We start from the raw sequence: 14,406 nt of genomic DNA, 5'->3' as shown, positions 1-14,406 counted from the left end.
TCGACGCTGCCGGTGGCACGCGGGGCGACCGGCGCGGTCACGTACGTCGGCAGCGGCACCGGGACCGGGTCCCAGCTCTCGCCGCGTCCGGGGCCGCGCTGCCGTTCGCGCTGCTGGTCGACCCACTCCGCGTGGTCGGTCTGCTCGACGAGGGCACGGCGGTCGGCGGCGAGGGCGGACAGGCCGGTCCCGGCCCCGGACCCCGCGCCCTCCTCCGCCTCCTCGGCGTCGTGCCCGGCGTCCGCGGACCCGCGGCGCGGCGCCCGCTCGCGCAGCCGCTGCGCCGCGGCCTCGGCCCGGCGGCGGTCCATGACGTAGGTGAAGCGCTTACGCTCCTGGCCGCGCAGATAGACGATGTAACCGCTCAGGAGCAGGGCGGGCACCGCGGGCGCCCAGAGGAAGGCGAGGCCGCCGACGGCCGCGACGACCGCGCCTGCCGTGAAGGCGAGGAAGAGCAGCACCGTCGTGCGCCGACGCCGGGCGAGGACCTTCGAACGCCGGGCGCGCGCGGCGGCCTCCGCCGACATGGGGCGCCGCTCGGGCGAGGTCTTCGGGCGGCGGGTCCGCTCGCGCCCGGCGGACTCGGGGCGCGCCTTGCGGGCCGTGCGCGGGGCCACGGAGGCCTCGGCCCGCACGGCGGGGGCTTCCTCCCGGGCGGCGGAGACCTCGGAGCGGGCCGCAGGGACCTCGGAACGCGCCACGGGCCGTTCCGCCCGGCCCTCGTCCCGGTCCGTCTCCCGGTTCGCCTCCCGGTCCGTCTCCCGGTCCCTGTCGGGCCGCACCCTCGGGGGCGCGGCGAAGGACCGGACGTCCACCGAGCCGGTGATCACGTCCGGTTCGCCACTGCTCTCTCCCTCTTCGGGCGAGCGGGCTTGCAGGTCCTTGGCGTATCGGCGCTCCATCCCCGCCCGTCCGGACAGCAGCCGGATGGCGGTGCTGAAGCGTTCCGTCGGACGGGCTTCGTTCAGCTCGTCCTGCCTACGGAGCCACATCGGCACCAAGTAGGCGGCCCAGGCCCCGACGATGACTGCGTAGATGAGGCCGCTGCTGCTCACGCTCACACGGTAGAGGGGTTTCGCCGGGGCCATCCGCCAATTGAGCCGGTGTGTCGCACGATCTGGCTGATATCTCGAAATTTTTTTGTGACTGATGCGATCAGCGGGTCACGGGGGGCGACAAATTAATGCCCGGAACAAGGCCCAATGGTGATGCTTACGGACAGTCGCCGATCAATTTCGAACATTTATTTCATTCGGCGGGGCCGGGCTCCGGCTGGGCCGTGTTGCGAGGTCGAGCGCGGTGCCAGCGGCGCAGCAGCCCCTCGGGCACCTCTTCCACGGTGAGCGCGAAGACAAGGTGATCGCGCCAGGCTCCGTCGATGTGGAGATAGCGCGGACGCATGCCCTCTTCCCGGAATCCGAGTTTCTCCACGACGCGTCGGCTCGGCATGTTCTCGGGGCGAATACAGACCTCGATACGGTGCAGACCGACCGATCGGAAGCAGTGGTCGACGGCGAGGGCGACGGCCGTCGGCATGACCCCGCGGCCCGCGACGGACTCGTCCACCCAGTAGCCGATGTGGCCCGAGCACATGGAGCCCCAGGTGATCCCGGCGACCGTGAGCTGGCCGACGAGGCGGCCCTGGTACTCGATGACGAACGGCAGCATCCGGCCCGCGTTGGCCTCGGCCCGCAGATGGCGGACCATCTGGCGGTAGGTGGGGCGGTGCACGATCGGACCGCTGGGCGTGGGCGGCGGGATCGTCGCCTCCCAGGGGCGCAGCCAGTCGCGGTTGCGCCGGTTGACCTCACGCCAGACCCGCTGGTCCCGCATCTTTATCGGGCGCAGCGTGACGTCGCCGTCCGTCAGGTCGACGGGCCAGGAGGGGCTGTTCAGCTCGCACCTCCTGCCGGTCCTGACGCCGGACCAGGGTGGTCGCCGCCGCGCAGCTGGTCCACGGCGTGCCGGAGCAGCGGCTCAAGGACGGCGAGTCCGTCCCGTACGCCTCCGGTGGAACCCGGCAGGTTCACGATGAGCGTGCGGCCCGCGACTCCGGCGAGGCCGCGGGAGAGCACGGCCGTCGGGACCTTGTCCCTGCCGTACGCCCGGATCGCCTCCGCGATGCCCGGCACCTCGTGGCCGATGACGCGGCGGGTGGCCTCGGGGGTGCGGTCCGTGGGCGAGATGCCGGTGCCGCCGGTGGTGAGGATCACGTCGTACCCCGCGTCGGCGCCCGCGCGCAGCGCCTGCTCCACGGGGTCGCCGTCGGGCACGACCCGCGGCCCGTCCACGGCGAACCCGAGCGCCTGGAGCCCCTCGACGAGGAGCGGCCCGCCCCGGTCGGCGTAGACACCGGCGGCGGCACGGTTGGACGCGGTGACGACGAGGGCCCTGTACGGCGCCCCGCCCGGCACCGCGGTCACGCCCCGGCTCCTTCGCGGCTCCACGTCCCCGACTTGCCGCCGGTCTTCTCCTCCACGCGGACGTCGGTGATGACGGCGCCCTTGTCGACGGCCTTCACCATGTCGATCACCGTGAGCGCGGCGACGCTCACCGCGGTGAGGGCCTCCATCTCGACGCCGGTGCGGTCCGTGGTCTTCACCGTGGCGAGGATCTCGACGGCGTCATCCGCCACGTGGAGATCGAGCTGCACGCCCGAGACGGCCAGCGGGTGGCAGAGCGGGATCAGGTCAGGGGTGCGCTTGGCCCCCATGATCCCGGCGATCCGGGCGGTCGCGAGGGCGTCGCCCTTGGGGACGCCCTCGCCGCGCAGCAACTCGATCACCTGCGGCGACACCAGGACGCGCCCGCTGGCACGGGCGGTCCGCGCGGTCACGTCCTTGGCGGACACGTCGACCATGCGGGCCGCGCCCGCCTCGTCGATGTGCGTCAGTCGCTGCTGCTCAGGGGGTCCGGGGGTGTCCCCCCGGGAAATCGCGGTCATGTGCTGTGGCGCTCCCGGTCCGGGCCCCGCGCGGTGCGGCGCGCGCGGGCCTGTTGTGCGCGACACGCTACCCCGCTGGCGGCACCGACGGCCCGCTCAGCCGAGCAGGACCACCTCGACGTCCGCCCCCGGCTCCGCCGACGTGGTGTCCTCGGGGAGGACGATCAGCGCGTTCGCGTGGGCGAGCGCGGCGATCAGATGTGATCCCGACCCGCCGACGGGCGCCACTTGGCCCGCCTCCGCGTCGTACCACCCGCGCAGGAACTGACGGCGGCCCGCGGGCGAGCCGAGCGCCCGGTCCGAGACGAGCTCCGCGCGCACGGAGACCCGGTGGACCTCGGGCAGCCCCATGAGGGTGCGGATCGCGGGGCGCACGAAGAGCTCGAAGGAGACGTACGAGGAGACGGGGTTGCCCGGCAGGGCGAGCAGCGGTGTGTGGTCGGGGCCGATCGTGCCGAACCCCTGCGGCTTGCCGGGCTGCATGGCGAGCTTGCGGAAGTCCACCCCGGCGCCCGCGCCGATGCCGCTCTCCTCGTCCGGGTCGCCGACGGCGGTCAGGGCCTCCTTGACGACGTCGTACGCGCCCACGCTCACGCCGCCGGTGGTGACGACGAGGTCGGCGCGGATGAGCTGGTCCTCGATGGTGGAGCGCAGCGTCTCGGCGTCGTCGGCGACCGCGCCCACGCGGTAGGCGATGGCTCCGGCGTCACGGGCGGCGGCGGTGAGGGCGAAGCTGTTGGAGTCGTGGATCTGGCCCTCTGCCAGCGACTCGCCGGGCTGGACCAGCTCACTTCCGGTGGACATGACGACCACACGGGGCCGGGGGCGCACCTTCACCGTGCCGCGCCCGATCGCGGCGAGCAGCGCGATCTGCGGCGGCCCGAGGACCGTCCCGGCGCTCAGGGCCCGCTCCCCGGATCGGACGTCGCTGCCCCGCGCCCGCACGTGCGCGCGTGCCTCGGCGGGGCGGTGCACCTGGACCTCGCCGGAGGCGCCCTCGGGGGCGGCGCTGTGGGCCCGCATCCCGGAGACGGGCCCCTCGCCCAGGCCGCCGTCGGTCCACTCCACGGGGACGACGGCCTCGGCGCCGGGCGGCAGCGGGGCGCCGGTCATGATGCGGGCGGCCTGGCCGGCGCCGACGGTGGGCCGCTCGCCCGCGCCCGCGGCGACGTCGCCGATGACGCGCAGGACGGCGGGGAACTCCTCGCTCGCGCCCTCCACATCGGCGACCCGCACCGCGTACCCGTCCATGGAGCTGTTGTCGAAGGGCGGCAGCGAGACGGGCACCGTCACGTCCTCGACCAGGACGCAGCCCTGTGCGTCGAGGAGTTGGAGCTCGATGGGTTCGAGCGGGCGGACGGTCGCGAGAATGTCGTCCAGGTGCTCCTCCACCGACCAGAGGCCGTCCTGACCGGTGGCCGGTGTCGTCGTGCTGCTGCTCAAGGTGCTACATCTCCTCGGTGACGTAACTGCGAAGCCAGGACTTGAAGTCCGGTCCCAGATCTTCACGTTCGCACGCGAGTCTGACAATGGCACGCAGATAGTCGCCCCGGTCACCGGTGTCATAGCGGCGGCCCTTGAAGACCACGCCGTGCACGGGCCCGCCGGCCTTCTCGTCCGCGGCGAGCTGCTGGAGGGCGTCGGTGAGCTGGATCTCGCCGCCGCGCCCCGGCTCGGTGTCGCGCAGGACGCCGAAGACATGGGGGTCGAGCACATAGCGGCCGATGATCGCGTAGTTGCTGGGGGCGTCGGCGGGGTCGGGCTTCTCGACCAGGTCGGTGACCTTGACGACGTCGCCGTCCTCGGTCGCCTCCACGGCCGCGCATCCGTAGAGGTGGATCTGCTCCGGGGACACCTCCATGAGGGCGATGACGCTGCCGCCGTGCCGCTCCTGGATCTCGACCATGCGGGCGAGGAGGGGGTCGCGCGGGTCGATGAGGTCGTCACCGAGGAGGACGGCGAAGGGCTCATTGCCGACGTGCGGAGCGGCGCACAGGACGGCGTGACCGAGTCCCCTGGGGTCGCCCTGGCGTACGTAGTGCATGGTGGCGAGGTCGCTGGACTCCTGGACCCGGGAGAGGCGGTCCTCGTCGCCCTTCCTCAGGAGGGCGGACTCCAGTTCGTAGTTGCGGTCGAAGTGGTCCTCGAGGGGGCGCTTGTTGCGGCCCGTGATCATGAGGACGTCGTCGAGGCCCGCGGAGACGGCCTCCTCGACCACGTACTGGATCGCCGGCTTGTCGACGACCGGCAGCATCTCCTTGGGGGTCGCCTTGGTGGCGGGAAGGAAACGCGTGCCGAGGCCGGCCGCCGGGATGACCGCCTTGGTGATCCTGGCGCGAGGGGGGTGAGACTCAGTCATGGCGCCACCATATCCGCTCAGTATGTGCGGAATCTGTGGGTCCAGATAGTTGATCGGCATATGCGCCCACTAGGAAGGGTTTGTGCATACCCATGAATGGAACCGACCACATCGGCCAGCGAACCAAGCGCGGGTTGCGCCGGGACTTCCTCGCGGTGAGGCGCGGGTTGACTGAGGATGACGTCCACAAGGCGGCCGCGGTTCTCGCCGGACACGCCCTGGAACTCCCCGAGCTCGCCACGGCGGGCACGGTGGCGGCCTATGTCTCCGTGGGCGGCGAGCCCGGCACGCGCGTGCTGCTCGACGCCCTGCACGCGCGCGGGACCCGCGTCCTGCTGCCGGTACTCCTCGCGGACAACGACCTGGACTGGGCCGTCTACGACGGCGAGGACTCCCTGGTCCCCGTGCAACACCAGGGGAAGATGCCGCTGTTGGAGCCCGCCGGGGAGCGGCTCGGCCCCGACGCCGTCCTGGAGGCGGACGCCGTGCTGCTGCCCGGCCTCGCCGTGGCCGAGGACGGCACCCGGCTCGGGCGGGGCGGCGGCTCCTACGACCGCGTCCTGACCCGCCTGGAGCGCGCGGCCACCGACCCGGCCCGCGTGGTGCTCCTGTACGACTCCGAAGTCGTCGCGCACATCCCCGGAGAGGACCACGACCGCCCCGTGCACGCCGTGGTGACGCCCTCGGGGGTGCGCCGCTTCGGGTGAAGGCCCGAGAACGCCCGAGAGGGCCCGCCACGCCGCGTGGAGGGCCCTCTCGGGCGTTCTCGGGCCGCGCCGCCTCGTCGCCTCAGCGGCCCGCGCTCCCGGTCAGGGGCGGAGCACCAGCTTGTCGCTCGTGCCCTTCTCGACGGCCTTCCCGGAGTGGGCCCACGGCAGCAGTTCGCCCTTGGCCCACTTGTCGGTCTGGTCGGTGTAGTGCGCGTTGTACGCGTGGCCCGACGCGCCGGTGAGGTTGATCCACTTGGACTTGTCGAGGTCCTTGAGGTTCACCACCATGCGCATCGACGGCACCCAGATCACGCCGTAGCCGCCCGCCGCGTTCCAGCCGGTGGCGTTGACCGCCGCCTCGCCGCCGCCGAGGTTCCAGGGGCCGCGGTTCAGCACGAACTGGAGCCACCCGGGGCCCTCGGTGCCGAGCGTCTGGTTCTTCAGCGTGAGGCGGTGCAGACGGCCCCAGCTCCAGGTGTCGACGTCCTTGCCGAGCTTGGCCGTCAGGTCCCAGCGCGCGTCCTCAAGGGCCCGCTTGAACAGCTGGTCGCGGTTCTTGGTCTCCTCGTCGGTACGGGTCGCCGGGGTCTTCCACCAGTCGTTGGTCTCGTCGTCGATGATCTTGCGAATGACCTCGTAGTAGCGGTCGCCGCCGTCCGGCTGGGCCGAGTCCGCGTCGCGCTCGCCGCACTCCCGCACCCGCTTGCCCTCATCGGCCGGACGGGTGTTCCCGGCCGGTTCGACGTTCAGGCACTGCCCCTTGACGCGCAGCTCCTTGGGGAGCTTGTTGCCGATGGCCAGCTTCAGGATGTTGCGCCAGACCGAGTTGAAGTACGCGGCCGCCGCCGAGTCGGCGTCCTGGGTGTAGTCCCAGCCCTCCAGGAGCTTCTGCGCCTCGCGGACGTACTTGTCCTTGATGTCGATCTTCAGCAGCTTGGGCACGAGCAGCTTGGCGATCTCGCTGCTGTTGTCCATCTGCATGAGGCGCATGTCCTCGGTGGAGACCTTGCCGCCGTTCTTGATCTTCGACTGGATGAGGTCGTCGATCCGCTGGCTGCGCGCTCCGTAGCCCCAGTCGGAGGTCAGCTTGTACGGGTACTCGGCCTTGTCGGTGTCGTCGAGCACGGCCTGGTTGGCGGTGACGATGTAGCCGCGCTCGGGGTTGTACTCGTAGGGCAGCGCGTCCTGGGGGATGTAGCCCTTCCAGCGGTAGGCGGGGTCCCAGCCCGGGGCCGGGAGCGAGCCGTCGCCCTTGCCGCGGGTCGGGATCCTGCCGGGCGCCTGGTAGCCGATGTTGCCCTTGGTGTCGGCGTAGATCAGGTTCTGCGAGGGCACCTCGAAGGAGCCCGCCGCCTTGCGGAAGTCCTTGAAGTCCTTCGCCTTGTTGAGCTCGAAGACGGCGTCCATGGACTTGCCCGGGGTCAGCGCGGTCCAGCGCAGCGCCACTCCGTAGCCGTCGCCACGGTCGGGCGCCGCGGTGTCGACGCCCGCCTTCTTGCCGACCTTGACCAGCTCGTCGTCACGGTCGGAGATCAGCGGACCGTTGTTGGTCTCGCGGACCGTGATCTTCTTCTCCTTGCCGCCCGCGACCTTGATCGTCTCCTCGCGCGAGCGGAAGGGCACCACCTTGCCGTCGTACTGGTAGCCGTCCCCGGTGAACTTCTCCAGGTACAGGTCCGTGACGTCGGCGCCGAGGTTCGTCATGCCCCAGGCGATGTCGTTGTTGTGGCCGATGACCACGCCCGGCATGCCGGAGAAGGTGTAGCCGGAGACGTCGTACTGGCACGTGTCCGACACCGACCGGCAGTGCAGGCCCATCTGGTACCAGACGGAGGGGAGCTGCGGCGCCAGGTGCGGGTCGTTGGCCAGGAGCGGCTTGCCGGTGATCGTGTGCTCGCCGGAGACGACCCAGGAGTTCGAGCCGATGCCGTTGCCGTTGGGGCCGAGGATCGCCGGGACGCCGTCAAGGGCGTCGGAGAGCCCCGAGAGCTGCGACTGGATGCCGTCGGAGGACGCGGTGTTCCCGGCGAGACCGGTGCCCGCCGCGCCGTTGGTGCCGGTGCCGGTACCGGTGCCGCTCGAGCCGGTCCCGGTGCCTGTGCCAGTCCCTGCGCCCGTCCCGGTGCCGGTTCCCGTGCCGGTCCCGCTGCCGGACCCGGTCCCGGAGGGGGTGCCCTTGGCGTCGTACTTCTCGGTGACGCCGCTGTAGGCCCCCTCGCGGACGATGGGCTTGTTCCGCTTGAACGGGTACTCCGGGTACAGGTCCTTGATCTGCGACGGGCCGAGGCGGCTCGTCATCAGGGAGCGGTCGATCTCGTCCTGCATGTTGCCGCGCAGGTCCCAGGCCATCGCCTTGAGCCAGGCCACGGAGTCGACGGGCGTCCACTTCTGCGGCTTGTAGTCGTTGGTGAAGCCCAGCGCCGCGTACTCGACGGAGATGTCCTTGCCGTCCTTGCCGCCCAGGTAGGCGTTGACTCCCTTGGCGTACGCCTGGAGGTACTTCTTCGTCTGCGGGGAGAGCTTGGAGTCGTACTCCTTCTTCGCCACCCGGTGCCAGCCGAGGGTGCGCAGGAACTCATCGGTCTTGACCTGACCCTTGCCGAACATCTCGGAGAGCCGCCCGGAGGTCATATGGCGACGTACGTCCATCTCCCAGAAGCGGTCCTGCGCCTGGACGAAGCCCTGGGCCATGAACAGGTCGGCGTCGGACTCGGCGTAGATCTGGGGGATACCGTTCCCGTCACGCTTCACGTCCACGGGTCCGGAGAGTCCGTCGAGCTTGATCGTTCCCTTGGTCTGCGGGAAGGAGGCGCGCACGGTGCTGATGCTCCAGTACGCGCCGAAGCCGATGCCTCCGACGATGGCCAGGACCAGGACGATCACGACGAGTCGGGCTCGGCGCCCCTTCTTCTTGCCGGACTTATGACCGGAAGAGGCGTTGGTGTTGGAGGGCATCGCTGTCCTTGCTGTCCTTACGCGAGCGGCAGGGCGGGCTGTGCTGTCGACTGGGCGGCTCTGGGAGCGCTGGAGCAACCATAGGCGCAGGGCGTTGCGGCCTCGGACGCGGAGTCAGGAACCGGACGCCTGAAGATCGTAAGCGCGTTCGAAGACATCAAGGAAGCGTTAACAATTAGGTAAGGTAACGAAGTACCTGGCTCGGCACCGTCCCGACACTCGGCTCGGTGCCCGGCTCGGCCCTTGGCTCGCAAGAAGTGCTTGTGCGCGCACGGAGGAAGGAACGGCCCCTGACTGTCCACCACCTCAACCAGCTCCTGCTCATCTGCTCGCTCGTTCTGCTCGTCGCGGTGGCGGCGGTCCGCATCTCGTCGCGCAGTGGGCTCCCCAGCCTGCTGCTCTACCTCGGCATCGGCGTCGCCATGGGCCAGGACGGGATCGGCGACGTCCAGTTCGACAATGCCGAGCTGACGCAGGTCATCGGCTATGCGGCCCTGGTCGTGATCCTCGCCGAGGGCGGCCTGGGGACGAAGTGGAAGGAGATCAGGCCCGCCCTGCCCGCCGCCGCCGTCCTCTCGACCGTCGGCGTCGCGGTGAGCGTCGGCGTCACGGCGGCCGGCGCGCACTACCTGGTGGGCCTGGAGTGGCGGCAGGCGCTGATCATCGGTGCGGTGGTCTCCTCCACGGACGCCGCCGCCGTCTTCTCCGTGCTGCGGAAGGTGCCGCTCCCCTCCCGGATCACCGGTGTGCTCGAAGCGGAGTCGGGATTCAACGACGCCCCCGTCGTGATCCTTGTGGTGGCCTTCTCCACGGCGGGACCGGTGGACGACTGGTACGTACTGCTCGGCACGATCGCCCTGGAGCTGGCGATCGGCGCCGCGCTCGGCATCGCGGTCGGCTGGCTCGGCGCCTACGGCCTGCGCCATGTGGCGCTGCCCGCCTCCGGCCTCTACCCCATCGCCGTCATGGCCATCGCCGTCGCCGCCTACGCGGCCGGCGCCATGGCCCACGGCAGCGGCTTCCTCGCCGTCTACCTCGCCTCGATGGTCCTCGGCAACGCCAAGCTGCCGCACTGGCCCGCGACCCGCGGCTTCGCCGAGGGGCTCGGCTGGCTCGCCCAGATCGGCATGTTCGTCCTGCTCGGCCTCCTGGTCACCCCGCACGAGCTGCTCGACGACACCTGGCACGCGGTGCTGATCGGCCTGGTCCTGACGGTGGTGGCGCGGCCCCTCGGGGTGGTGCTCGGCCTGCTGCCGTTCCGGCTGCCCTGGCAGGAGAAGGCGCTGCTGTCCTGGGCGGGCCTGCGCGGCGCGGTGCCCATCATCCTGGCGACGATCCCCATGGTCAGCGGCGTCGAGGACAGCCAGCGGATCTTCAACATCGTCTTCGTCCTGGTCGTCGTCTACACCCTCGTCCAGGGCCCCACGCTGCCCTGGCTGGCCAGGAAGCTGCGGATCGGCGGCGGCTCGGAGGCGGCCGACCTCGGCATCGAATCCGCGCCCCTGGAGCGGCTGCGCGGCCATCTGCTGTCCGTGGAGATCCCCAGGGACTCCCGGATGCACGGCGTCGAGGTCGCCGAGCTCAGGCTGCCCTCAGGGGCGGCGGTCACCCTCGTGGTGCGCGACGGAGAATCGTTCGTGCCGCTGCCCACGACCGTGCTGCGGCGGGACGACGAACTGCTCGTCGTGGCGACCGACCCGGTGCGGGACGCGGCCGAGAAGCGGCTGCGCGCGATCAGCCGCGGCGGCAAGCTGGCCAGTTGGCTGGGAACCGACGGAGAAACACACCAATCGTAGGTGCGAGGGTCTCACCGGCTGTGATCACAGGGGCGGATGAGGCTCTTGCCTGTACGATAAAGGCACCTGAGTCGAACCGATCAGATCGAACCAACTCTGCCTGAAGCAGAGCTGGCGCGACCGTATGGCGGCCGTGACACCCCTCGCAGTGGGGCCCGGCATCTACCGCAGTTCCGCGCAAGAGGACAGCTCTCGGCGCCGCACCCTCACAAAGGGGGTCGCGCTACCAGGCGGCAGAAAGGCACGGGCCGTGGCATCCACGGTCACCGAATCCCGCCCGGGTTACGGACAGCTCCTGCGCACCCCTCGCGCCTGGACGTTCCTGCTGCCCGGCTTCGCGGCGCGCCAGCCGTTCGCGATGCTGACCATCTCCATCGTGCTGCTCGTGCAGCACACCACCGGCTCGTACGGTGCCGCGGGCGCCGTCTCGGCCGTCACCGGCGTCTCCATGGCGCTGTTCGCCCCCTTCGGCGGGAAGCTCGCCGACCGGTTCGGCCAGCGCGCCGTGCTGGTGCCCGGGGTCCTCGTGCACTCCGCGTCCGTCGTCACCCTGACGGTGCTCGCGCTCTCCGACGCGCCCCTGTGGGCGCTCTTCGTGGCCGCCGTGCCCGCGGGCGCCTCGACCCCGCAGATCGGCCCCATGGTGCGGGCCCGCTGGGGCGTCAAGCTCCAGGGCTCCCCCCTCGCGACCACCGCGGCGGCCTTCGAGTCCGTCACCGACGAGCTGACCTTCGTGCTCGGCCCGCTCCTCGCGACCGCCCTGTGCACCGGCATCACCCCCTCCGCGGGCCTGCTCACCGAGGCCGGGCTCACCCTGGTCGGCGGCCTCCTCTTCGCCGCGCAGAAGGGCACCCAGCCGAAGCCGTCCGCGCACGACGTCCACGCGCGCGTGGAGCACGTCTCCGCGCTGCGCATCCCCGGTGTGCGGGTCCTCATCGCCACCTTCCTCGGCATCGGCGCCGTCTTCGGCGGCATGCAGGTATCGCTCGCGGCCTTCTCCGAGTCCATCGGCGAGCCCGGCCTCAACGGCGTCCTGTACGGCACCTTCGCGGCGGGCAACATGCTCTCCGGTGTCGCCTGCGGCGCCATCGCCTGGAAGATCTCCCCGCAGCGCCGCCTCCTCGTCGGCTACACCGCCCTGACCCTCATGACCGCCGGACTGTGGGCCGCGCACTCCGCGCTGCTCCTCGCCGGGCTCGGCCTCCTGGTCGGCGTCTGCATCGCGCCCGCCCTGATCACGGGCTACACCCTGGTCGACAAGCTGGTCGCGCCGACCGGCCGCACGGAGGCCTTCACCTGGCTGACCGGCGCGGTCGCCCTCGGCCAGGCGGCGGCCGTCACGGTCGCGGGCCAGCTGGAGGACCGCCTCTGGGACGGCGCCGGATTCCTGGTCCCGCTCGGCGGCACGGCACTGGCCCTGGCGGTCCTCGTGACGCTCCGCTCGCGGCTCGTCCCCAAGGCGCCGGGCCGCACGGTCGCACGTGGCGTCGGTCACCGCGTGCCGGTCACGGTGGACTGATCTCGCGGAATACGTCACTATGGACCGTCGTTAGCACTCATCGAGTGAGAGTGCCAGGAGGAAGCAAGTGCCGACGTACCAGTACCAGTGCACCGAGTGCGGCGAGGGCCTCGAGGCGGTGCAGAAGTTCACTGATGACGCCCTGACCGTATGCCCGAACTGCGACGGACGCCTCAAGAAGGTCTTCTCGGCGGTCGGCATCGTCTTCAAGGGCTCCGGCTTCTACCGCAACGACAGCCGCGGCTCCTCGTCGAGCAGTACGCCGTCGACGGCCTCGAAGGGCGCCTCCTCCGACGCGAAGTCGTCCAGCACGACGTCCACGTCCGGCTCCTCGTCCTCGGACTCGAAGTCGTCCGCGAGCTCTTCGTCGTCATCCGGCTCCTCGTCGACGTCTTCCAGCTCGGCCGCGTAGGTCTTTTTCGGCGGTTGCGGCCGGGGGCCCGGCTTCCGGGCTCCGGTGCCGTCCATTGCATTGGCTTGGGCGTCGTCCTTTGGCTGCGGTTGCGGCTGCGGCGTCGTTTTGGCTTCGGCTTCGGCTTGCGGCGGGGTCTTTCGGTGTCGTGGCGTGGCTTCGGTTTCCGGTGTCCGGCGGGGTCTTCCGGCGTCGTGGCGTCGTATTGGCTTCGGCGTCCGGTGTCCGGCGGGGTCTTCCAGTGTCGTGGCCTCGTTTTGGCGTCCGGCGTCGGGCATGGTCCTCCGGCGTCGTGGCGTCGCTTTGGCGTCCGGCGTGGTCTTCCGGTGTCGTCCTTTGGCTTCGGCTTCGCCTAAGGCGGTGGCTTCGCCTAAGGCGGTGGCTTCGCCTAAGTCGGTGGCTTCGCCTAAGTCGGTGGCTTCGCCTAAGTCGGTGGTTTCGGCTTCGGGCGCCCGGCGTTGGCCTTCGGTAGCGGATTCGACCTCGGCTCTGACTTCGAATACCGGCCTCGTCCTTTAGCTCCGGCTTCGCCTGGGGCGGTCGCTTCGGCTTCCAGCCCCCAGCGTTGGCCTTCGGTAGCGGATTCGGCCTCGGCTCTGACTTCGAATACCGGCCTCGCCCTTTAGCTTCGGCTTCGCCTGGGGCGGTTGCTTCGGCTTCGCCTGAGGCGGTGGCTTCGGCTTCGCCGGTGGTCGCCCTCGGCCTGACGCTGCGGCTTCCAGCCTCCCGCATCGGATTCCGGCCTCGGCTTTTTTCATGCGCGGCTTCGGCCTTCAGCACCCGGTGCCCAGCTTCGCCGGACTTCCCCCCAGGTACCTCGCCGTTCACCGACGGCGGGGTCCTTGGCGTGTCCGACCCCGATACTGTGCGGGCCATGGTGAACACGGCGAACGCGACACGGGCCGACATAGGCGTGATCGGTGGCTCCGGCTTCTACTCCTTTCTGGACCAGGTGACCGAGGTACAGGTCGACACCCCCTACGGCGCCCCCAGCGACTCCCTCTTCCTCGGTGAGCTCGCCGGACGGCGGATCGCCTTCCTGCCCCGGCACGGCCGCGGCCACCATCTGCCGCCGCACCGGATCAACTACCGCGCCAACCTGTGGGCGCTGCGCTCCGTGGGCGTACGGCAGGTACTCGGACCGTGTGCGGTCGGCGGACTGCGCGCCGAGTACGGTCCCGGCACGCTGCTCGTCCCCGACCAGTTCGTGGACCGCACGAAGGCGCGGGCCCAGACCTACTTCGACGGCGCACCACTGCCGGACGGCACCATCCCCAACGTCGTGCACGTGTCGCTCGCCGACCCGTACTGCCCGGTGGGGCGCACCGCCGCACTGAAGGCCGCCCGCGCCCGCGACTGGGAAGCGGTCGACGGCGGCACCCTCGTGGTCGTGGAAGGGCCCCGCTTCTCGACCCGGGCCGAGTCGCACTGGCACGCCGCGCAAGGCTGGTCGGTGGTGGGCATGACCGGGCACCCGGAGGCGGCGCTCGCCCGAGAACTGGAGCTCTGCTACACCTCATTGACGCTGGTCACCGACCTGGACGCGGGCGCGGAGACCGGCGAGGGCGTCTCGCACGAGGAGGTGCTGCGGGTGTTCGCGGCGAACGTGGACCGGCTGCGCGACGTCCTCTTCGACGCGGTCGCCGCACTGCCTGGCGAGGGGGAGCGAGAGTGCCCGTGCGCGGGGGCGCTGGGCGGAGCGGACACGGGG

12 protein-coding genes are annotated in these 14,406 nt (G+C 71.0%); 5 read left to right on the top strand and 7 right to left on the bottom strand.

Annotated features, from left to right (window positions below):
• From AB8Z36_RS09085 to galU, 6 genes are all read right to left on the bottom strand, one after another.
• Nucleotides 1-1,055: gephyrin-like molybdotransferase receptor GlpR (locus AB8Z36_RS09085; RefSeq protein WP_369212699.1), on the bottom strand; the 1,055-nt coding region annotated here is incomplete at its 3' end.
• Nucleotides 1,056-1,248: 193 nt separating this feature from the next.
• The gene (locus tag AB8Z36_RS09080; RefSeq protein ID WP_369212700.1) at nt 1,249-1,896 is read right to left on the bottom strand and encodes a GNAT family N-acetyltransferase; all 648 of its coding nucleotides are present in this window, start codon (nt 1,894-1,896) and stop codon (nt 1,249-1,251) included.
• Entirely contained in the window at nt 1,893-2,423 is a 531-nt protein-coding gene (locus tag AB8Z36_RS09075; protein ID WP_369212698.1) for a MogA/MoaB family molybdenum cofactor biosynthesis protein, read from the bottom strand. Before AB8Z36_RS09075 ends, AB8Z36_RS09080 begins: the two co-directional genes overlap by 4 nt.
• Complete coding sequence (gene moaC, locus AB8Z36_RS09070) at nt 2,420-2,944, bottom strand: cyclic pyranopterin monophosphate synthase MoaC (RefSeq protein ID WP_369212697.1); 525 nt, start codon at nt 2,942-2,944, stop codon at nt 2,420-2,422. The genes AB8Z36_RS09075 and moaC overlap by 4 nt, the downstream gene beginning before the upstream one ends.
• 96 nt (nt 2,945-3,040) lie before the next feature.
• Nucleotides 3,041-4,387, bottom strand: coding sequence for a molybdotransferase-like divisome protein Glp (gene glp, locus AB8Z36_RS09065; RefSeq protein WP_369212696.1), 1,347 nt, complete (start codon nt 4,385-4,387; stop codon nt 3,041-3,043).
• 4 nt (nt 4,388-4,391) lie between these two features.
• Nucleotides 4,392-5,303: a UTP--glucose-1-phosphate uridylyltransferase GalU gene (galU, locus tag AB8Z36_RS09060; RefSeq protein WP_369212695.1), complete on the bottom strand. Its 912-nt coding sequence runs from the start codon at nt 5,301-5,303 to the stop codon at nt 4,392-4,394.
• 92 nt (nt 5,304-5,395) lie between these two features.
• Between galU and AB8Z36_RS09055 the strand changes: the two genes are divergently transcribed.
• Nucleotides 5,396-6,010 carry a 5-formyltetrahydrofolate cyclo-ligase gene (locus AB8Z36_RS09055; RefSeq protein ID WP_369212694.1) on the top strand — a complete coding sequence of 205 codons (615 nt, stop codon included), beginning with the start codon at nt 5,396-5,398 and terminating at the stop codon, nt 6,008-6,010.
• A gap of 102 nt (nt 6,011-6,112) precedes the next feature.
• On the opposite strand, the gene AB8Z36_RS09050 is transcribed toward AB8Z36_RS09055, so the two are convergent.
• On the bottom strand, nt 6,113-8,968 hold the full coding sequence (locus tag AB8Z36_RS09050; RefSeq protein ID WP_369212693.1) for a penicillin acylase family protein: 2,856 nt from the start codon (nt 8,966-8,968) through the stop codon (nt 6,113-6,115).
• A gap of 263 nt (nt 8,969-9,231) precedes the next feature.
• Between AB8Z36_RS09050 and AB8Z36_RS09045 the strand changes: the two genes are divergently transcribed.
• From AB8Z36_RS09045 to AB8Z36_RS09030, 4 genes are all read left to right on the top strand, one after another.
• On the top strand, nt 9,232-10,764 hold the full coding sequence (locus tag AB8Z36_RS09045; protein ID WP_369212692.1) for a potassium/proton antiporter: 1,533 nt from the start codon (nt 9,232-9,234) through the stop codon (nt 10,762-10,764).
• Nucleotides 10,765-11,014: 250 nt separating this feature from the next.
• Entirely contained in the window at nt 11,015-12,283 is a 1,269-nt protein-coding gene (locus AB8Z36_RS09040) for an MFS transporter (RefSeq protein WP_369212691.1), read from the top strand.
• Between the two features lie 67 nt (nt 12,284-12,350).
• Nucleotides 12,351-12,695: an FmdB family zinc ribbon protein gene (locus AB8Z36_RS09035; protein WP_369212690.1), complete on the top strand. Its 345-nt coding sequence runs from the start codon at nt 12,351-12,353 to the stop codon at nt 12,693-12,695.
• Between the two features lie 874 nt (nt 12,696-13,569).
• Nucleotides 13,570-14,406, top strand: an 837-nt coding sequence (locus tag AB8Z36_RS09030) for an S-methyl-5'-thioadenosine phosphorylase (RefSeq protein WP_369212689.1), incomplete at its 3' end; no start/stop codon positions are given.

The organism is Streptomyces flavofungini, from assembly GCF_041028215.1.
Classification (GTDB): Bacteria; Actinomycetota; Actinomycetes; order Streptomycetales; family Streptomycetaceae; genus Streptomyces; species Streptomyces flavofungini_B.
Note: the sequence above shows the minus strand (reverse complement) of the source record. Positions and strands in the feature narration are given on the sequence as shown.